Annotated in this window: 14 protein-coding genes and 1 pseudogene; 9 read left to right on the top strand and 6 right to left on the bottom strand. The window is 70.5% G+C overall.

The genetic code is table 11. The annotated features are described in order from the left end of the window. Nucleotides 1–21 precede the first annotated feature (21 nt). Nucleotides 22–1,611 (bottom strand): amino acid permease, encoded by a 1,590-nt coding sequence (locus VGO10_RS13585; RefSeq protein WP_327469172.1) that lies wholly within the window; start codon nucleotides 1,609–1,611, stop codon nucleotides 22–24. 117 nt (nucleotides 1,612–1,728) lie between these two features. Between VGO10_RS13585 and VGO10_RS13580 the strand changes: the two genes are divergently transcribed. The 3 genes from VGO10_RS13580 to VGO10_RS13570 are packed head-to-tail and all read left to right on the top strand — an operon-like array spanning nucleotide 1,729 to nucleotide 4,531. Continuing rightward, the gene (locus tag VGO10_RS13580; protein ID WP_327469170.1) at nucleotides 1,729–3,591 is read left to right on the top strand and encodes a potassium/proton antiporter; all 1,863 of its coding nucleotides are present in this window, start codon (nucleotides 1,729–1,731) and stop codon (nucleotides 3,589–3,591) included. 34 nt (nucleotides 3,592–3,625) lie between these two features. Beyond that, nucleotides 3,626–4,030, top strand: a complete 405-nt coding sequence (locus tag VGO10_RS13575) for a DUF2237 domain-containing protein (protein ID WP_327469169.1) — start codon at nucleotides 3,626–3,628, stop codon at nucleotides 4,028–4,030. Between the two features lie 21 nt (nucleotides 4,031–4,051). Further along, complete coding sequence (locus tag VGO10_RS13570; RefSeq protein WP_327469166.1) at nucleotides 4,052–4,531, top strand: nuclear transport factor 2 family protein; 480 nt, start codon at nucleotides 4,052–4,054, stop codon at nucleotides 4,529–4,531. On the opposite strand, the gene VGO10_RS13565 is transcribed toward VGO10_RS13570, so the two are convergent. After that, complete coding sequence (locus VGO10_RS13565; protein ID WP_327469164.1) at nucleotides 4,528–5,271, bottom strand: FadR/GntR family transcriptional regulator; 744 nt, start codon at nucleotides 5,269–5,271, stop codon at nucleotides 4,528–4,530. The genes VGO10_RS13570 and VGO10_RS13565 overlap by 4 nt on opposite strands. A 1-nt stretch (nucleotide 5,272) precedes the next feature. After that, complete coding sequence (locus VGO10_RS13560; protein WP_414642238.1) at nucleotides 5,273–6,634, bottom strand: glutamine synthetase family protein; 1,362 nt, start codon at nucleotides 6,632–6,634, stop codon at nucleotides 5,273–5,275. 47 nt (nucleotides 6,635–6,681) lie between these two features. Between VGO10_RS13560 and VGO10_RS13555 the strand changes: the two genes are divergently transcribed. The 4 genes from VGO10_RS13555 to VGO10_RS13540 all read left to right on the top strand — a co-directional run bounded on the left by VGO10_RS13555 (nucleotide 6,682) and on the right by VGO10_RS13540 (nucleotide 12,536). Beyond that, entirely contained in the window at nucleotides 6,682–7,593 is a 912-nt protein-coding gene (locus VGO10_RS13555) for a choline/ethanolamine kinase family protein (RefSeq protein WP_327469159.1), read from the top strand. Beyond that, entirely contained in the window at nucleotides 7,577–10,051 is a 2,475-nt protein-coding gene (locus VGO10_RS13550) for an FAD-dependent oxidoreductase (protein ID WP_327469157.1), read from the top strand. Before VGO10_RS13555 ends, VGO10_RS13550 begins: the two co-directional genes overlap by 17 nt. A gap of 2 nt (nucleotides 10,052–10,053) precedes the next feature. Next, nucleotides 10,054–11,442 carry an aspartate aminotransferase family protein gene (locus VGO10_RS13545; protein ID WP_327469155.1) on the top strand — a complete coding sequence of 463 codons (1,389 nt, stop codon included), beginning with the start codon at nucleotides 10,054–10,056 and terminating at the stop codon, nucleotides 11,440–11,442. A 656-nt stretch (nucleotides 11,443–12,098) separates the two neighbouring features. Next, a complete protein-coding gene (locus tag VGO10_RS13540) occupies nucleotides 12,099–12,536 on the top strand; it encodes a hypothetical protein (protein ID WP_327469153.1) in 438 nt (145 codons plus the stop codon). Nucleotides 12,537–12,583: 47 nt separating this feature from the next. Here the strand turns inward: VGO10_RS13540 and VGO10_RS13535 are convergent, their stop codons facing one another. Continuing rightward, nucleotides 12,584–14,035, bottom strand: a complete 1,452-nt coding sequence (locus VGO10_RS13535) for an acyl-CoA synthetase (RefSeq protein WP_327469151.1) — start codon at nucleotides 14,033–14,035, stop codon at nucleotides 12,584–12,586. 241 nt (nucleotides 14,036–14,276) lie between these two features. Then, on the bottom strand, nucleotides 14,277–14,810 hold the full coding sequence (locus VGO10_RS13530) for a hypothetical protein (protein WP_327469149.1): 534 nt from the start codon (nucleotides 14,808–14,810) through the stop codon (nucleotides 14,277–14,279). 100 nt (nucleotides 14,811–14,910) lie between these two features. Here VGO10_RS13530 and VGO10_RS13525 point away from each other — a divergent pair, with 100 nt between their 5' ends. Both VGO10_RS13525 and VGO10_RS13520 read left to right on the top strand, forming a co-directional pair. Next, a complete protein-coding gene (locus VGO10_RS13525) occupies nucleotides 14,911–15,243 on the top strand; it encodes a hypothetical protein (protein ID WP_327469147.1) in 333 nt (110 codons plus the stop codon). A 3-nt stretch (nucleotides 15,244–15,246) separates the two neighbouring features. Further along, nucleotides 15,247–15,888 carry a Fic family protein gene (locus tag VGO10_RS13520; protein ID WP_327469145.1) on the top strand — a complete coding sequence of 214 codons (642 nt, stop codon included), beginning with the start codon at nucleotides 15,247–15,249 and terminating at the stop codon, nucleotides 15,886–15,888. 14 nt (nucleotides 15,889–15,902) lie between these two features. On the opposite strand, the pseudogene VGO10_RS13515 reads toward VGO10_RS13520, so the two are convergent. After that, nucleotides 15,903–19,246 (bottom strand): annotated as a pseudogene (locus VGO10_RS13515) (hypothetical protein); the annotation flags it as partial.

The following is a 19,246-nucleotide window of genomic DNA, read 5'->3' as shown; positions in this document are numbered from 1 at the left end:
CTGGATGCGCGAGCCGGCGGTCTACGGCGCCTCGGCCAGCGGCGGCGCCGCGCCGATCTCCGCGTCGAGCTCTTGGATCGTGTGGCGCGGGCCGGTGAACGTATGCCGCGCGCGCAGCAGCCACCAGGCGCCGACCGCGAGGAAGACGCCACCGGTCACCACCGGCGTGTAGTTGAAGAGCGACCAGTCGAAGTCGCTCTCCCACGGCACGCCGGAGGAGCTGAACGGCAGGTTGAAGTACACGACCACGATGATGATGACCTCGATCACCGCCACCAGGTTCATCCACTTGTACTTCTCGCCGAGGTTCCAGGGGCCGGTCACGAACCTGTTGCCCATCCGCCAGCGCAGCCAGATCGGGATCGCATAGGCGATGTACAACCCGATCACCCCGATCGACACCACCGCCGTGAAGGCCACCGTCAGGCCGGCCTTATTGCCCTTCAGCGCCGGCAGCGTGAGGATCAGCGCGAGGACGGCGACCGCCATCACCGCGTTGAAGGGGATCTTGTTGTCGTTGACGCGGCTCCAGATCCGCCAGCCGGGTACGGCGCCGTCACGGCTGAAGGCGTACATCATGCGCGACGCGCTGGTCATGCAGCTCATGCCGCAGAACAGCTGGCCGATGACCGCGATGATCAGGATGAACTTCACCCAGCCGCTGCCCATCGAGCTCTCGAAGACGGCGAAGACCGTGCCGCCACCCTCGGTGACGGCCTTCTCGTTGCTGGCGGCGAACGTGATCGCCAGGAGCACGATGTAGCCGATCACGGCCGAGTAGAAGACCGAGCGCCAGACGCCCTTCGGCGCCGATTCGGCGGCGTCGTGGGTTTCCTCGGAGATATGTGCGGAGGCGTCGAAGCCGGTGATCGTGTACTGCGTCAGCAGGAAGCCGAGCGGCAGTACGTAGAACCAGAACATCCCGTGGCCGAAGCCCGAGTTGTTGATGGTGTGGGTGAAGACGAAGTCCGCGCTGGCGTGCTTGCTCGGCGCGAAGATCAGGACGACGACGATCGCCGCGACGCCCAGGATGTGCCACCACACCGAGACGCCGTTGAACATCGCGACGAGGTGGCTGCCGCGGATGTTGATGGCCACGTGCAACCCGAGGATCAACGCGAAGAGGATGAACGTCTCTCGCAGTCCGTGGAGGGCGTCCCCGAAGTTCAGCCCCAGGATGTCCACGTTGTAGAGCCCGAGGATCACGCCCAGGAACTGACCGGCGAAGTAGTCGACCGACGCGAGGATGGCGATGAGTCCCAGGAGGTTGAACCAGCCCGTGAACCAGCCCCAGACAGGACCGCCGAGCTTGGACGCCCACCAGTAGATGCCACCCGCGGTCGGGTACGCCGACACGAGCTCTGACATGCAGAAGGCGATGATGAGGATGAACGCCGAGATGATCGGCCAGCCCCAGGAGATCGCGACCGGTCCACCGTTGTTCCACGCCTGGTAGTAGGTCGTAAAGCACCCGGCGAGGACCGAGATGATGGTGAACGAGATCGCGAAGTTCTGGAACCCGCTCCAGCTGCGACTCAGCTCCTGCTTGTAGCCCAGCTCAGCAAGCCGCTGTTCATCACTCGAGGCGACGGCGGCGTCCACGTTGGCCATGCGCGTGCTTTCCTCTCCGAAAAGGTGTGGTCAGCCATCCTTAGGACGGCGCGGCGAATCTACGCCCGGCCCCGGACCGAAGTCAAGTGCTGTTCGCCACAACCGCGTCCAAACCGCATGTGCCATGGTGTCGAGGTGCACGACGGCGAGCGCATCCTCATCGTGGGCGCGCTCCTGTCTGCCGGCCTGCTGGCCTCGTTGCTGGCCTCACGGGTGCGCGTCCCCGGACTGGTGCTGTTCCTCGGCGTCGGCATGGCGGTCGGCAGCGACGGCGCGGGCTGGATCGACTTCAACGACTACGCGCTCGCGCGCACGGTCGGGATCGTCGCGCTCGCGCTGATCCTCTTCGAGGGCGGCCTGGCCGCGGGCTTCCCCGAGATCCGGCCGGTGCTCGGCCCGTCGCTGACGCTCGCCGTCGTCGGCACGCTGATCACCGCCGCGGTGACCGGCCTGGTCGCGGCGTGGCTCTTTGACTTCAACACCACCGAAGGGCTGCTGGTCGGCGCGATCGTGGCGGGCACCGACGGCGCTGCGATCTTCGCGCTGCTGCGCGGCTCGACGCTGCGTCGCCGCCTCGCGCGCACGCTCGAGGGCGAGTCGGGGATGAACGACCCGATCGCCATCCTGCTCGTGCTCGGCTTCATCCAGAAGCTGATGCACCCTGACTACGGCGTCGCGGACTTCGCCTGGCTCTTCGTCCGGCAGATCGCGATCGGCGGCGTGGTCGGCCTGGGCGTCGGCTACGTCTTCAGCTTCGCGCTGCGCGAAGCGCGCCTGGCGACCGCCGGCCTCTACCCGGTCGCCACGCTGGCCTCGGTCGCGCTGGCCTTCGGCCTCGCCGACACCGCCCACGGCTCGGGCTTCCTCGCCGTCTACCTGACCGGCCTGACGCTCGGCTCGGCGGCGATCCCGGCCAAGCAGACGATCGCGACCTTCCACGAGGGCATGGCGTGGGTCGCGCAGTTGTCGATGTTCCTGGTCCTCGGCCTGCTCGTCTTCCCGTCCGACCTCGGTGGCGTGGCGCTGGAGGGGACGGTGCTGGCGATCGTCCTGGTCTTCGTCGCGCGGCCGCTGGCGACGGTGATCTCGCTGGCGCCCTTCGGCTTCACGATCCGTGAGCAGGCGGTGGTCGGTTGGGCGGGCCTGCGCGGGGCCGTGCCGGTCGTGCTGGCGACCTTCCCGGTCATCGAGCACATCCCGCGCAGCCACGAGTTCTTCAACATCGTGTTCTTCGTGGTCTTGCTCTCGACGATCGTGCAGGGCACGACCTTCGAGCCGTTCGCCAAGCGCCTGGGCGTGACCACCGATGATCCCGCGCTCCCGCGGCCGCTGGCCGAGTCGGGGACGATCCGCCGGCTCGGCGCCGAGGTGCTGGAGTTCCCGGTGGTCGCCGACGACGCGATCGTCGGCCTGGCCGTGCGCGACCTCGGCCTCCCGCGCGAGGCGGTGATCAACGTGATCGTGCGCGACGGCCAGGCGATCCCGCCGCGCGGTTCGACGCGCGTGGCTGCCGGCGATCGTCTCCACGTGCTCTACCGCGAGGAGGCCTCGCGCCAGCTCGTCTCGCTCACCAGCTCCTGGCGCAGCGGGCCGATCGGCCCGCGCGCCCGCCCGGCGCGGCAGGTGCGCAGCGCGTCGTCGATCTTCACGGCGCGCCCGTGGACCGAGGGCGACGGCGACGCGACGCGCCCGGCGACGGTGGCCGGCCAGGAGGTCATCGACCTCCTGCGCCTGCGCCGCGATGCACCCGGCAGCCTGGTGGTGCTCGCCGATGGTCGCTACGCGGTCTGCGGCACGGTGCTCGTGATCGGCGCACGGCAGCAGGTGACGGCGTGGATCGAGCGCCGGATGCGCGTCGCGGGCGAGGCTGAGCGCGCGTGGCTGCGGACCGTCCTCGGTGCGGTGGCGACGGACTTCAGCGAGGTGCCGCGCGTGATCGCGCCCCCGCCCGCCCGCGCGCCGCGGACCGAGCCGGCGTAGGGCCGTCGCGCAGGCGATCCGCGATACTGGCTGGGTGAACGAGCCTGAGACCGAGCGCAACGTTCTGGGCGACGATCTCGAGCCCTGCGGCACCGACCCGCTCACGGGCTTCTATCGCGACGGCTGCTGCAGTACCGGCGCCGAGGATCTCGGCAGCCACACGATCTGCGCGGTGATGACTTCGGAGTTCCTGGCCCACCAGAAGGGCATCGGCAACGATCTCACCACGCCGATGCCGCAGTACCGCTTTCCCGGCCTGGTGCCCGGTGACCGCTGGTGTGTGACCGCGGTGAACTGGCTGCGTGCCTATCACGACGGCGCCGCGGCCTACGTCGTGTTGGCCTCCACCCACGAGCGCGCGCTCGAGGTTGTCCCGCTCGAGGCGCTTCGGGAGCACGCCGTCGACGTGCCGTCCGATCCCAGCGCGCTGTCGGACTGAGCGGTCAGGTAGCGTCGGCTGATGGCCCATCCTCACGCCGAGCTGATCGAACGCTTCTACACCGCCTTCAACGCGCTTGACGGCGCCGCGATGGCCGCCTGCTACGCGCCCGACGTCCACTTCTCCGACCCGGTCTTCCAGGATCTGCACGGCGAGGAGGCGGGCGCCATGTGGGTCATGCTCACCGGTCGCGCCAAGGACCTCAAGATCGAGCTCGTCGCCCACGAGGCCCATGACGAGCGCGGCAGCGCGCACTGGCTGGCCGACTACACGTTCGCGGCGACCGGCCGGCGCGTGCACAACGATGTCCACGCTGAGTTCACGTTCCATGATGGGTTGATCCACACCCATCACGATCGTTTCTCCTTCTACGGCTGGGCCCGGCAGGCGCTGGGTCCGGCGGGGCTGCTGCTCGGCTGGACGCCGATCATTCAGGGCAAGGTTCGGCGGCAGGCGCGCGAGGGGCTGGATGCGGCGATGGCCGGGCAGCCGGCGGCCTAGTCCCGCGCGCCGGGGAGCAGACCCGCCAGGACCAGTTCGGTGCCGCGCAAATGCTCAGCCATGATCCGCACCGCGCCATCGCTGTCATGCGCACGTATACGCGTCAACAGCTGCGCATGCTGAGCGTTCGCATGCTCGAGGATCTCCGGCGGGTGGGCGATGTAGGAGATGAGGTCGGTCATCTGCCCCTGGGCCTCGGTGGCCAGCGCGACCAGGCGCGGGCTGTGGGTCGCCTCGGCCAGACCGATGTGGAAGCGCACGTCGGCCTGCCGGTAGCCGGCGAAGTCCTCGGTCATGTCGTCCATCGCGCCGACGAGCTCGTCGAGCGGCGCGAGCTCGTCTTCCAGCGCGCGGGTGGCGGCCAGCGCGGCGATCCCGAGCTCGACGCCCAAACGCACGTCGCACGCGTCGTGCCAGGAGGCGAGCACGGCGCGCGACGGCGGGTCCAGCGGCGGCGGGCGCTCGGCGACGAACGTGCCGCCGCCGCGGCCGCGCACCGCGTGCAGGTGGCCGCTCTGGGCCAGCGCGGTGAGCGCCTGACGCAGCGTCGAGCGCGAGATCTCCAGCCGCGTGCAGAGTTCCCGCTCGGCCGGCAGCCGCGCGCCGGGGGCGAGCAGGCCGAGCTTGATCGCCGTCCCCAACCGCTCGAGCGTCTCCTCGAAGGCCGTCTGGGAGCGCACCGGCGCGAAGACGGTCTCGAAGGAGGGGAGATCGGAGGAGGCGGGGGTCTGGGTGCTCATCTCACAACCGCTCGAAGCCGCGCACGCGCTCCCAGTCGGTGACGGCTGCATCGTAGGCGGCCAGCTCCACGTCGGCCATGTTGAGGTAGTGGGCGATGACCTCCTCGCCGAGCGCCTCGCGGGCGATCGCGCTCTCGGCGAAGAGCGCTCGCGCCTCGCGCAGCGTCGTCGGGACGTGCTCGACGTCCTCGGCGGTGTAGGCGTTGCCCTCGAAGACCGGCGGCAGGGCCAGCTGCTGGTCGACGCCGTGCAGGCCCGCGGCGATGAGGCCCGCGAGCGCCAGGTAGGGGTTGACGTCACCGCCCGGCAGGCGGCACTCGAAGCGCCGCCCCGGCCCGTGGCCGACCACGCGGAAGGCGCACGTGCGGTTGTCGTTGCCCCAGGCGACGGCGGTCGGCGCGAAGGAGCCCGCGGCGAAGCGCTTGTAGGAGTTGATGTTGGGGGCGAGCAGCAGCGTCAGCTCGCGCAGCCCGGCGATCGCGCCGGCCAGGAAGGCGTCGAAGAGCGCGTCGTCGGTGGCGAAGATGTTGTCGCCGCTCGTCAGGTCGGCCAGCGAGAGGTGCAGGTGGCACGAGTTGCCCTCGCGCTCGTTGTACTTGGCCATGAACGTGATCGCCTGGCCGTGCTGGGCGGCGATCTCCTTGGCGCCGTTCTTGAAGACGACGTGGCGGTCGCAGGTCGTCAGCGCGTCGCTGTAGTGGAAGTTGATCTCGTGCTGGCCGAGGTTGCACTCGCCCTTGGAGTCCTCGACGCGCATCCCGGCGCCGGACATCGCGTTGCGGATGGCGCGCAGCAGCGGCTCGACGCGCGTCGTCCCGAGGATCGAGTAGTCCACGTTGTAGCGGTTGGCCGGGGTGAGGCCGACGTAGCCCTTGTCCCATGCGGCCTCGTAGCTGTCCTCGAACAAGATGAACTCCAACTCCGAGCCGGCGTTGGCGATCCAGCCGCGCTCCTGCAGGCGGGCGAGCTGGCGGCGCAGGACCTGGCGCGGCGAGGCGACGACGTCGCTGCCGTCCTGCCACTGCAGGTCGACGAGGCAGAGCGCGGTCCGGGGCAGCCACGGCACCGCCATCAGCGTGTCGAGGTCAGGCACCATCACGAAATCGCCATACCCGTGCGACCACGAGGACATGGCATAACCCTCGACCGTGTTCATCTCCACGTCGACGGCCAGAAGGTAGTTGCAGGCCTCGGCGCCGTGGGCGATGACCTCCTCGACGAAGAAGGTCGCGTCCATGCGCTTGCCCTGCAGCCTTCCCTGCATGTCGGTCAGGCACAGCAGCACCGTGTCGATGCGGCCGTCGGCGACCTGCGTGCGGAGCTCGTCGAGCGTCATCGCGCGAAGGTATATGCAGCGCACCATTGACCGCAAACCCCGAGGCGGACTAGGGTCGGCCGCCACGGGAGACCATGGGGCCGCCGCGCGCCGTCATCGACGCAGTCCAAGACCAACTCGGCCCGCTGGCCGGAGCGCCGGTGGCGCTGGGCGGTGGGATCACCAACCACAACTTCCGCGCGCGCTTCGGCGAGGTCGAGGTGGTGCTCCGGATCGCCGGTCATCAGACCGAGCTGCTGGGCATCGATCGCGCCTCAGAGCAGGTGGCCACGCATGCGGCGGCCAAGCTCGGGATCGCGCCCGCCGTGCTCGCGTTCATCCCGGAGCACTCCTGCCTGGTGACCGCGTTCGTGCCCGGCGTGCCGCTGGTCGACACGGTCCTGCGCGAGCCGCCGGCGATGGTCAAGGTTGCCCGTGCGCTGCGCGCCTTTCACGAGCACGCGCCGGCGTTGCCGACGAGCTTCGACGTCCCGCAGATCGCCCGCGACTACCTGACCTTGGCGCGCGAGCGCGGCGCCGAGCTGTCGTCGGCGGCCTGGGACGCGGCGCAGCTGGCCGACCGGATCGCCGGCGCGCTGACCGGTCCCGAGCACGCGCTCGTGCCCTGCCACGACGACCTCTTGGCCGCCAACCTCCTTGGTGACGGCAAGCGCGTCTGGCTGGTCGACTGGGAGTACGCGGGGATGGGCGACCGCTACTTCGATCTTGGCAACTTGTCCATCAACAACGGCTTTACCGACGCCGACGACCGTGCCCTGCTGGCCGCCTACTGGGACGAGCCGTGCACCGACCGGCGCTTCGCGGCGCTGCGGCTGATGCGCTCGATGTCGGACGTGCGCGAGGCCCTGTGGGGTACGGTGCAGGTCGCGATCAGCGAGCTGGACTTCGACTTCGCCGGCTACGCCGCGCGCCATCTGCGCCGGCTGGCGGCGACCACGGCAGATCCCCGATTCGAAGGTTGGCTGCGCGATGCCGCGACCCCGTGAGCTTCCCGACCGCGCCCGCGTCGTCGTCATCGGCGGCGGAGTGGGCGGGGCGTCGATCGCCTATCACCTGGCGCAGCTGGGCGAATCCGACGTGGTGCTGGTCGACCGCGACGAGCTGACGTCGGGCTCGACGTTTCACTCGGCGGGGCTGGTCGGCCAGCTGCGCTCGTCGGTCTCGCTGACGACCATGATGATGTACTCGGTCGAGTTGTACCAGTCGCTGGACTGCGGCTGGGTGGAGTGTGGCGGTATCCGGCTGGCGTGCACGCCGGAGCGCGAGCAGGAGGTCCACCGGCAGGTGGCGTGGGCGCGGACGTTCGGGCTGCCGTTGGAGCTGCTGAGCGCCGAGGAGGCCGCGGCGAAGTTCCCCTTGATGTCGACCGACGGCGTGCGGGTGGCGTCGTATCTGCCGACGGACGGGTATCTCGATCCGTCGCAGTTGACGTATGCCTTGGCGGAGGGGGCGCGGGGCGGCGGCGTGCGGATCTTCACGCACACGCGGGTGACGGGGATCGAGGTGGTTGACGGTCGGGTGCAGGCGGTCGAGACGCAGTGGGGGCGTGTCGCGTGCGAGCGCGTGGTGATCGCGGGCGGGATGTATGCCGCCGAGCTGGGGCGGTTGGCGGGTGTCCGGATCCCGGTTGTCCCGATGGCGCACGAGTACTTGGTCACCCAGCCGTTTCGGGATCGGTCGGTTGGCCCGCGCCACCTCCCGACGCTGCGCGACCCCGACAACCTCATCTACTTCCGCGAGGAGGGCGAGGGGTTGGTGATGGGCGGCTATGAGCGTCATTGCGCCCCGTGGTCATTGGACGAGCACTTGGTCGATCGCATCCCACCGGACTTCAACGGGCGCCTGCTGGAGGAGGACTGGCCGCGCTTCGAGGAGATCGCGCTGGCGTCGAAGGTGCGTGTTCCGGCGATGGAGGACGTTAAGGTCACCAAGTTGATCAACGGGCCTGAGGCGTTCACCCCCGACAACGAGTTCTGCCTGGGGGAGACCGAGGTCGACGGGCTCTTCGTGGCCGCGGGTTTCTGCGCGCACGGGCTCGCGGGCGCGGGTGGGATCGGCAAGGTGATGGCCGAGTGGATCGTGGCGGGCGAGCCGCAGATGGATCTGTGGCACATGGACATCCGGCGCTTCGGCCCGCAATACCGCTCGCCGGCCTACACCTTGAAGCGCACCAAGGAGGTCTATGAGACCTACTACGACATCCACTACCCAAACGAGGAGCGCGCCGCCGGGCGGCCGTTGAAGGTGTCGTCGAACTACGTTTGGCATCTCGCCCACGGCGCGGCGTTCGGGGAGAAGTCGGGGTGGGAGCGGGTCAACTGGTACGGGTCCAACGCGGGGGAGGGCGACGCCGGATTGCGTCCCCGCGGCTGGGCCGGGCAGCACTGGTCGCCGGCGATCGGCGCCGAGCACCGCGCCGTCCGCGAGCGCGCCGGGCTCTTCGACGAGTCCTCGTTTGCGAAGTTCGAGGTGAGCGGGCCGGGTGCCGCGGAGTTCCTCGAGTCGTTGTGCGACAACAAGGTGGCCCGCGACGTCGGGCGCATCACCTACACCCAGATGCTCAACGCGCGCGGCGGGATCGAGTGCGACTTCACGGTGACGCGGCTGGCCGAGGAGGCGTTCCAGATCGTCACCGGCACCGCGTTCGGGCAGCACGATCGGTCCTGGATCACGCGCCACGCGCCGCGGGACGGCAGCGTGGCGGTAGTCGACACGACGTCGCGCTGGGCGTGCTTCGCGCTCTGGGGACCGCGGGCGCGGGACGTGTTGGCGCCGTTGACGCCGGACGTGCTGGACTTCCCCTACATGTCGATGCGGGAGATCATGGTGGGCGACGTGCCGGTGCGCGCGCTGCGGGTGACGTTCGTCGGCGAGTACGGCTGGGAGCTGTACTGCCCGACCGAGTACGGCGCGGCGCTGTGGCGCACGCTGTGGGAGTCGGGCGCGCCGCATGGGGTCTTCGCCGGCGGATACCGGGCGATCGACTCGTTGCGGTTGGAGAAGGGCTACCGCGTCTGGGGTGCCGACATCACGCCCGACCAGACACCGCACGAGGCCGGACTGTCGTTCTGCGTGCGCGAGGACAAGGAGTTCTTGGGCGCCGGGGCGTTGCGGGAGCTTGGCGGGGTGGGCGGGGCCGGGTCCCGGTTGGTGTGCCTGGTGCTGGAGGACCCGCGCTCGGTCGCGCTGGGCAACGAGCCGGTCGCGGTCGATGGTCGGGTGGTCGGCCGGGTCACCTCCGGCGGCTACGGCTACACGGTTGGCGCATCGATCGCTTACGCCTACGTTCCGGTGGCCTACGCCGCTCCAGGAGTCGAGGTGGCGGTCGACGTCTTCGGCACCTGGGTCGCCGGCGTGGTCACCGCGGAGCCGTTGTACGACCCGGCGTCTGCCCGCGTCAAAGGGGTACAGACAGGAACAACGCCCACGCCTACCATGGGATGACTATGGCCGCCAACGCTCAGACCGTCACGATCGATCGCGCTCGTATCGCCGAGCTGACCGAGCGCGAGACCCAGCGCCTCAACGAGGCGACCAAGGGCAGCGGGGAGACCTTTGCGCGCGCCAACGAGCACCTCGCCTCCGGGGTGGCCTCGAGCTACCAGGTGCGCGAGCCATGGCCGATCTACCTCGAGCGCGGCGACGGCCCCAAGGTCTGGGACGTCGACGGCAACGAGATGTGGGACTTCCACAACGGCTTCGGCTCGATGGTCCAGGGCCACGCGCACCCGGCGATCGGGCGTGCCATCACCGACCGCTACAGGTTGGGCACGCACTTCGCAGCGCCGACCGAGGACGCGATCGTCGTCGGCAACGAGCTCGCCCGCCGCTGGGGCCTGCCGAAGTGGCGCTACACGAACTCCGGGTCTGAGTCGACGATGGACGCGATCCGGATTGCCCGCGCGTTCACCGGGCGCGACGACGTGTTGAAGATCTTCGGCTCCTACCACGGCCACCACGACACCGTCATGGTGTCTATCGGTGTGGAGTACGACAAGATCGGCGACCACGACCATCCGGTCTCGCTGCCCTACGGCGGCGGCATCCCGCAGTCGACCGTCGACCACGTCTTCGCCGTGCACTTCAACGACGCCGAGTCGATGGAGCGCCGGATCGTCGAGCTCGACGGGGAGGGTCGCAAGCCGGCCTGCGTGATCATGGAGCCGGCGATGATGAACCTCGGCGTCGTGTTGCCGGAGGCGGGGTATCTGGAGGCCGTTCGCGAGATCACGGCTCGGCACGGGATCGTGCTGATCTTCGACGAGGTCAAGACCGGGCTCACCGTGGCGCCGGGCGGTGCGACCGACAAGTACGGCGTGATGCCCGACATGGTGACGCTGGCCAAGGCTTTGGGTGGTGGCCTGCCGACGGGGGCGATCGGCATGAACGAGGAGTTGGCCAAGGCCGTCGAGGACGGGACGGTCTACCAAGTTGGCACCTACAACGGGAACCCGCTGGGGATGGCGGCGACCCGGGCGAACTTGTTGGAAGTCTTGACGCCGGAGGCCTACGCGCACCTGGACGGTTTGAACGATCGGCTGCTGATGGGCTGCGAGGGCGTGATCGCGAAGTACAACCTGCCGGGGTACGCGGTGGGGATCGGGTCCAAGGGCTGCGTGACGTTCGCGACGACGCGGATCATCGACTACGAGACGTTCAAGGCTCAGCAGGATGCGGAGATCGCCGATTTGGCGTGGTTGTACAACATGAACCGCGGGATCTTCATGACGCCGGGGCGTGAGGAGGAGTGGACGCTTTCCGTGACGCATACGGATGAGGCGGTGGATGCGTATGTGGCGGTGTTCGATGAGATGGCTGCTGACTTGACGCACTAGGGCGGTGCGGGGTGGCGGGTCGGGGTGCGGTGTGGGTTGGTTGGGCGGCGCTCCGCGACGATCGCCACCGCGCTCGTGTGGTCTGCGGTGCTGGGTGAAAGTGTTGCGCTGTGGTTCGGCGCGCATTTGTGTGGGCACCGAACGGGCGTCGCGCGGATGTCGACATCACGGATCGCCGCCTCGTCCCGACGCGCTCGCGCCGCCAACGCGCGTCGCGCGGTTTGTGACGGGCGCGTCGCGGGGTGGGCCTGTCCAGCGCGAGTAGATCGCGCCGCACGGGCCCACGGCTCCTCCTGGACGCCGCGGACCCGAGGTGGGCCTGTTGAGCGCGAGCACATCACGCCAGACAGGCCCACCTTCCCGAGCCCAAAGCGGACGACGAGCGAACGCCCTGAGCTGCCGACCCACGCTCACTCTCCTCGGTGCCGACAGACCACGCTGCGTGCGACGAAGACGGTCGCGCTGAGGGTCCCGGGCACACGCGCTATGAGTTGTTGGTGTGGTCGATCTGAAACAAGATTGCGACTCTGCAGCACTTCTGCGCAGTCAAGCAATTCCGTCCGACCCGCCCGCTAGGCTCCGCCTTCAACCAAATCAAAGACCCCCGCGACCGCTACAGACGGCCCGGGGGCATGACCCAAGGAGTTGTAGCTCCCATGAGTACCCCGCAGCGTACCCACGCGCCGACGATGGTCGTCGTCGACCGCCAGACCGCAGACGTCCTTCGCGACGAGGCCAAGAAGGTCGCGATGTTCGAGCACGACCACTTCGAGGACTTGCTCGACTTCAGTCCCGACGCGCAGTGGGGCCTGTTCCTGCGCTATCGCGACGTGTTCGACCTCATCGACGCCGTCGGCTGCAACCCCGACAAGGTCGACCCGGCCCGGGAGACCTTCGAGGTCCTGTTGCCCGAGGACCTCGTCAACCTCCTCGGCCTGCGTCGCTACGACCTGGCCATGAGCAACGCCGACCGACTGCCCGAGCACAACGGCCCGATCTCCCCCGAAACCTTGGCCGAGATCACCCACGATCGCTTGGCGGCGCAGGCACTGGATCGTCTCTTCAGCACGTACACCAAGGCCGCCAAGGTATAGGCAACCCACGGCTCCGGGTCGCCTCGGGCGTCCCGGAGCCGGCAGGCCTACTCGCCGCGCAGCAGCGCGCGGCGCACCTTGCCGCTCGACGTCTTCGGCAGGTCGTCGGCGAACTCGACGATGCGCGGGTACTTGTAGGGCGCGGTCGAGTCCTTCACATGGTTTTGCAAGGCCCGAACAAGGTCGTCGCTCGGTGCGTGGTCGTCGCGCAGGACGACGATCGCCCGGACGACCGAGCCGCGCTCCTCGTCGGGTGCGGCGACGACGGCAGCCTCGGCGACCGCGGGGTGGGCGACCAATGCCGACTCGACCTCGAACGGTCCGATCCGATAGCCGGCCGAGATGATCACGTCGTCGGTGCGGCCCTCGAAGAAGAGGTAGCCGTCGTCGTCCTCGATCACGCGGTCGCCGGTGTGCCAGGGCTCGGTGGCCGGATCTGGCCCGTCTTCACCCAAGTACCTCAAAAAGAACGTCGGGACCGTCGCGGGGTCGGCGACCAGCTCGCCGTCCTCGATCCATAGCTTCACCCCGGGAAGTGCGCGGCCCATTGAGCCTGCGCGCGCGGGCTCGCCGTCGAGGTTGCCGGTCAGCTGGCCGGTCTCGGTCTGGCCGTAGCCGTCGCGGATCTCCAGACCGGTTGCGTCCCGCCAAACCTCCAGCACCTCGGGGTTGAGCGCCTCACCGGCGGCGACCAGCGCGCGCAGGTCAGGGAAGCGGCGCAGCTCCACGCGCTTGGCGATCACGCGGTACTCGGTCGGCGCCATGCACAGCACCGCGACGCGCTCGCGCTCGAGGATGTCCAGTCGCTCGGCCGGATCGAAGCGCGCGTCGTGCAGCAGTGCGGTGGCACCGCGCAGCCACGGCGCGATGAAGACGTTGCGGGCCGACTTGCTCCAACCGCTGGCGGCGGTGCACCAGACGAGGTCGCCGGGCCGCGCGGAGAGCCAATGCTCGGCCTGCAACCGCTGGCCGTCGAGGTAGCGCTGGCCGTGGAGGACCGCCTTCGGCTCGCCCGTGGTCCCGCTCGTGAAGGTTATGAGGCACGGGTCGAGCGGGGCGAGGTCGGCGGCGGGCGGCACGTCGCCCGGCGCCGCCGCCGGGCGGTCCATGACGCCAGGCCCCCAGATCGTCGGCCCGTCCCAGCCGGCCTCGGCCAGCACGTCGGCGTTTCGCCGATCGGCGACCACGGCCACAGGCTGCGTGACATCGAGGCGCAACCGCAGATCCTTGGCCCGCAGCTGCTCGGTGCACGGCAACACGACGAATCCCTGCCGGAAGCACGCGACCATCGCCACAACCCAGTCGGGCTGGTTGCCGGCGAGCGTCAGCACGACATCCCCACGTCGCACGCCATGCCCATGCAGCTCGGTCGCCATCGTCCGCACCGCCTGCGCAACCGCGCCAAACCGATGCTCACGGCGGCCACCGGCACGGTCGAGCTCGACGAGCGCGACTCCTTCAGCGTCAGCCGCCTCGACCACATCCACGGCGAAGTTCATCGCCTAGGCACACTAGCCATCGGCAGCAGGGGAGACCGTCAACTGCGCGACACCCTGGAGCACGGTCGCTGCTGAACGAAAGGAGTTCAGTGGCGGTCGCGCCCCGCGCGCACGGCGGTCACGACGGCGTCGGATTCGGCACCACCTGGACGGGCCTGTGCGCGTGCGAGCACCTCGGCGACCGAGGGACCTCGCGCCACGAGTACGAGCGATCGGAGGATGGAGAGGAGGCGCCGGCGCATCAGTCGATCCCCGACAGTCCCGCCGCCACGGCGAACCCGAGCACGGTGACGAGGCCCGAGATGTCGCCGCCCTTGCGAACCGCGTCGGGGATCATCGAGTCAATCAACATGACAAGCAGCGCGCCGGCGGCGAAGCCGTCGACCGCCGCGTTGAGGTTACCCGAGACGTTGTCGGCGATCACGTAGCCGATGACGGTCGCGGTCGCGCAGATCAGTGCGACCAGGAGCCAGAGACGACGGATCGTGGCCGGCGGCTTGCCGCCGTCGCGCATCTCGGTCGCCGAGCCGATCGCCTCTGGCAAGTTGGACACGAAGATCGCGACGAGCAGGCCGACGCTGACGCCGTTCCCGGCCGCGATGCCGATGCCGCCCTCCTGAGCCAGGTCGAAGCTGACCGCGCTGATCAGCGCACCCGCGCCGAACGCCAGCACGACGTCGACCCACCGGTCCGACCACGCGCGCACGAGGCGCAGGACCGCATCGATCACCAGCGAGGAGGCGGCGATGGCGCCCCAGAGGATCGCGTCGGTCACACGGCCAACCGTAACGTTGGCGGGGACGCCCTCGCACTATGTGACGGCAAAACCGGCACTTGACGGCACCCTAATCGTCGCCTACGCTTGGGGTTGGCCCATGAGCTCGACCGCCCTCAAGTTCACGCTGCGCTTCCGCAATCGGCAGACCCACGAAATCCTCGGGCTGCTCGCCGAGCGGCAGGGTGTGTCCAAGAACCAGTTGGCCGAGGAGATGATCGAGCGCGAGGTTCAGGCCGCCGCGCTGCTCCTCTCAGAGGACCTCACCGGTACGCTTGAGCTGCTGCGCGGATACCGGCGTGAAGCGCATCTCGAGCAGGCGATCGCGGATTTCGCCCATGCCGAGGCGTACGAAGAAGATCCGATCAAGACCTCTATGGTCCGCTCTTCGGCTGACGACGCGTTCGGCATCTCGCAGGCGTTCATCGCCTAGTCGGTGCCAACGCCGTGGGAAGAGCCGGTCGAGTCGCGGCCGCTGATCGAGGCCAACACCCGGCGGGTGGTGACGGCCATCGCAGCTCAGGCCGATGCCCGCCAACCGCCTACCGTCGCGATGGCTCAGCAGTGCCATCGCGAGTTGTATGAGGGGGTTCCTCGCCCATTTGATTACTACGCGGGCGAGGTGCGGGACTCTGACAACCGATTTCCCGATCTGATCGATTATGAAGTTATGGTGGGCTTCGCTCCGGGTGTCCCCGCCAAAGCGGTGCCCGCCGAGCTGAACCGATTCGAGGGTGCAGCACAACTCGGCGCAGAACGGCTCGACGCGTCAATCTCTGCCGGTGCGACAGCGCAGGATCTCGATACCACCCAGCTCCACGGTGTGTTGCTCTACTGCGCCAACCTCCACGGCTTGTGGGTGAGGATCCACCCGTTTGCGAATGGCAACGGTCGCACGGCGCGGCTCTGGGTGGTCTGGGCAGGCCTGCGCTACGGCCTCCCGCCCTTCATCCGCATCAAGCCCCGTCCTGAAGGCAGCCCTTACGCCGCTGCGGCAGCCGCGGCGATGTACGGCGACTACGACGTGATGGTGCCGGTGCTCGACCAGATGCTGCGCAGCTACCTGGCCGGCATTTAGCCGTCCTGCGGGATCTACGAGAACCGACCGCTCGCCGCCGCGAGCTCCAGCTCGATCGCGCCCAGGCGCTCGGCCAGCCGCACCGCGACGCCGGAGAGCGTGGCGAGGAGCTCGGGGTCTGCGGCGTCGTGGGTCTCGCGGACCAGTTCCAGCACCGCAAGCACGCGGCCGTCGGGGTGGACGACCGGGACGGTGGCGAGCGTGCCGAGCTCGGCCCAGGCGGCTGAGCGGGAGCGGGGGCAGGCGAGCATGTCGTCGGTGTCAGCCCAGTGGGCTTCGCCGGAGCCGGCGGCGGCGGGGACGAGGCCGTCTTCGAGATGGGCGCGCCAGGCCATGGTCTCCCAGGCCTCGAGGCCCGACATGTAGGCGCTCCAGGTCTCGGCGCAGCCGAAGTCGCCCTCGTCGCGGGGCTGCCAGAGTGCACCGCCCTTCCAGCCGGTCGCGGTCGCCAGCGCTTGCAGCGCGGCACGGCCTGCCGCGCGGGGGCTGGAGGACTTGGCCAGCGCGCGATCGAAGTCCTCCAACGCATCCGGGGTGAAGCCGGGCGGCGGACCCTCGGGCTCGGTGGGCGCGGAGTAGGCAAAGGCCTTGGCTTGGGCGGCGGCGACCTCCAGCGGCGGCAGCGACGGGCGGCCGTTGCTGTAGGGCGAGGTCATCACCGCAGGGACTTGTGCGACAACCTGCGCGGGTCCGACGTCGGCGAGCCGGCGCTCAGCGAGCTCGCGCGATTCGCGCTCCTGATCGAGCAGGGCCTGCAGCTCGTCGCGGGCGCCGAGCGCCAGGTCGAGGTCGGCGCGCAGCGTCGCGACCTCGTCGCCGACGTGCTCCTCGGCGCGGGCCAGCGCGTGGCGGGCATCGTCGCGGGCGCTCTCTGCGTCTCCCAGGCGGCGCTCGGCGTCGTCGGCGCGCAGCTCGGCGACCTCCGCGCGGCGGTGGGCGTCGGCCGCGAGGGTCTCGGCCTGGCGCTGGGCGTCGGCGGCGAGCGCCTCGGCCTGCTCGGAGGTCGCTTCGGCGACGGCGGTAGCCAGCGCGGAGTCCCGCTCGGCGCGCGCGGCGTCCAGTTCGGCCAGCGCCTGATCGCGGGCGGCCTCCGCGCGGGCGGCGCGATCCAGGGCGGCGTCGCGCTCCCGCTCGGCCTCGACAGCCCGGGCCACGGCGGCGTCGCGGGCCTCGAACGCGGCCGTGATCGCGAGGTCGGCCTGGGCGGCGACCGCCTGCGCGGCGCCCAGATCGGCGACGGCCTGCACGCGTGCGGCTTCGGCCGCCTGGGCCTGCCCGAGCGCATGAGCGACCTGCGCGTCGGAGCTGCCGAGCGCGTTGGCGGCGTCCTGGGCGCGCGCGGCTGCCTCGGCCGCCGCGGCCTGCGACTCGGCGGACAGCGTCTCGGCGGCGTGCACGCGGTCGACCAGCTCGGCCCGCGCGGCCTCGGTCGCCGCGAGCCGCTCGCCCAACGCATCGCGCTCGGCCTGCAGCTCGGCCAGCGCGACCGTCGCGGCGGCCAGCGCCTCGGCGTCGCCGGCCTGAGTTTCCAGCTCGACGGCTCGGGCGACCTGCGCCTCCAGCTCTGCGACGTGCGCGCGCAGCGTGTCGCGCTCGCCTTCCACCGCAGCCAACCGCGCGACCGTCTCCTGATCGGCTTCGACAGCAGCCGCCGCAACCGCGGCATCGCGCTCGACCTCAGCAGCGCGCAGCGCCTCGATCGCCTGCGTGCGCGTCTGCTCGGCGCCCGCTTGGCGCGCGACCGCCTCATCCCGTGCGCTCTCGGCAACCGCCAACGCGTGCGCCGCCGCATCGACCTCGGTGCGCAACCGCTCGGCGTGCGCCAGCGCCTCATCGCGCGCGGCCTCGGCGGCACGCAGCACCTCTCCGGCGTCGCCCCGATCGGCCTCGGCCGCCTGCGCACGCGCCAACAGCTCCTCGCGCGCCACCTCGGCGGCGGCGAGCCGCGCATCGGCCTCGGCTCGCACACCCTCGAGCTCGGCAAGGCGGGACTGCGCCTCTTCGGCGACCGTGCGGTGGTGATCGAGCGCCTCGCGCGTGCGAGCGTGTGCGTCACGGGTGCGATCGCGCTCCAGCTCCGCGGTCCGCCGCGCTTCCCGCTCACGCGCGAGCTCTGACGCAGCGGCCTCGCCACCGGCGGCGCTCTGCAGCGCCTCCTCTTCCAGGGTGGCCGCCCGCTCGCGCTCGGCGGCGACGCGGCGGTCGGCCTCCTCGGCCAGCGCGGCGACGCGCTCGTGCTCGGCGGCCAGGCGCGCGTCGGCGGCGGCCAGCGACTCTTGGGCGGCGGTCAGCTCGCGAGCGAGCGACTCGGCGCGCTCGCGCGCGTCGGCCACGGCGGCCTCGGCGGCGGCGGACTTCTCGCGCTCGGCCTCCAGCGCATGAGCGAGGCGCTCGCCATCGCCGACCGCGGCGCGGGCGGTCTCCAACTCGGCCAGCAGCGTTTCGGTGCGCTCGTGCGCGGCGTGCAGTGCGCGCTCGAGATCTTCGCGGCGCGCGTCGGCGGCGGCGGTCGCGTCAGAGGCGGTGCGGACCGCCTCTTGCGCCGCAGCCAGCTCGCCGCCGAGCCACTCGGCGCGCTCGCGCTCCTGCTCGAGCTCGCGCGCGGCGACGTCGTGGCGCTCGCGCAGCGCGGCCTGCTCGGCGACGAGCTCCTCGCGGGAGGCGATCGTCTCGTCGAGCAGGCGCTTGAGGCCGTCGTGCTCGCCGTGCAGCGCGGCCAGCTCGGCGGCGAAGCCGTCCTTGGCGGCGACCGCCTCGGCCAGCGCCTCCACGTCGGCGGCGCTCGGCGCGCCGGCGGTCGCGCCATCCAGCTCGGCGCGCAGCCGCTGCACCTCGGCCTCGGCCTCCTTGGCGCGCGCCTTCAGCTCCTTGCGACCGCTGCGGACCGCCTCAAGCTCGGCCTCCAGCTCGTCGCGTCGGGCAGCAACGTCGGCCAGCTGGGCCTCGACGCCGCCTCGGCCGTCACGCAGCCCCGCCAGCTCGGCGTCGAGCTGATCGCGCCGCGCGCCCGCGGCGGCCAGCTCGTTCTGCAGCGCCTCGCAGCGTCCGCCCAGCTCGGCCACCTGGCGCTGAAGGTCGGCGTCGCCGGAGCGTGCGGCGTCCAACTCACCAGAGAGCAGGCCGGCCCGCTCCTGGGCGGAGGACAGCTCGTGGGCGAGATCCTCATGCCGCGCGGTCGCCTCGGCGAGCCGCCGCTCAGCTTCGGCCGCGCGGTCACGGGCGGCCGCCAGCTCGCCGTCGAGCGCGGCGCTGTGGTCGTGGACCGAGGAGAGCTGCCCGGTGAGCTCGTCGACGCGTGTGGCGGCCTCGTCGCGCTCGCCGGCCGCGCGGGCGGCTTCCTCGCGCAGGCGCTCCAGCT

Origin of the sequence: Baekduia sp. (assembly GCF_035996765.1) — a bacterium.
GTDB lineage: Bacteria > Actinomycetota > Thermoleophilia > Solirubrobacterales > Solirubrobacteraceae > Baekduia.
The sequence above is the reverse complement of the archived record's forward strand: the minus strand, read 5'-3'. Positions and strand labels throughout refer to the sequence as shown.

Excerpts from the sequence above, each read along its gene's own strand:
- VGO10_RS13550 (WP_327469157.1), top strand. The coding sequence starts at position 7,577 with ATGCCGCGACCCCGTGAGCTTCCCGACCGCGCCCGCGTCGTCGTCATC.
- VGO10_RS13525 (WP_327469147.1), top strand. The coding sequence starts at position 14,911 with ATGAGCTCGACCGCCCTCAAGTTCACGCTGCGCTTCCGCAATCGGCAG.
- VGO10_RS13555 (WP_327469159.1), top strand. The coding sequence starts at position 6,682 with ATGGGGCCGCCGCGCGCCGTCATCGACGCAGTCCAAGACCAACTCGGC.
- VGO10_RS13535 (WP_327469151.1), bottom strand. The coding sequence starts at position 14,035 with ATGAACTTCGCCGTGGATGTGGTCGAGGCGGCTGACGCTGAAGGAGTC.
- VGO10_RS13560 (WP_414642238.1), bottom strand. The coding sequence starts at position 6,634 with ATGGTGCGCTGCATATACCTTCGCGCGATGACGCTCGACGAGCTCCGC.
- VGO10_RS13540 (WP_327469153.1), top strand. The coding sequence starts at position 12,099 with ATGAGTACCCCGCAGCGTACCCACGCGCCGACGATGGTCGTCGTCGAC.
- VGO10_RS13545 (WP_327469155.1), top strand. The coding sequence starts at position 10,054 with ATGGCCGCCAACGCTCAGACCGTCACGATCGATCGCGCTCGTATCGCC.
- VGO10_RS13585 (WP_327469172.1), bottom strand. The coding sequence starts at position 1,611 with ATGGCCAACGTGGACGCCGCCGTCGCCTCGAGTGATGAACAGCGGCTT.
- VGO10_RS13565 (WP_327469164.1), bottom strand. The coding sequence starts at position 5,271 with ATGAGCACCCAGACCCCCGCCTCCTCCGATCTCCCCTCCTTCGAGACC.
- VGO10_RS13570 (WP_327469166.1), top strand. The coding sequence starts at position 4,052 with ATGGCCCATCCTCACGCCGAGCTGATCGAACGCTTCTACACCGCCTTC.
- VGO10_RS13580 (WP_327469170.1), top strand. The coding sequence starts at position 1,729 with ATGTGCCATGGTGTCGAGGTGCACGACGGCGAGCGCATCCTCATCGTG.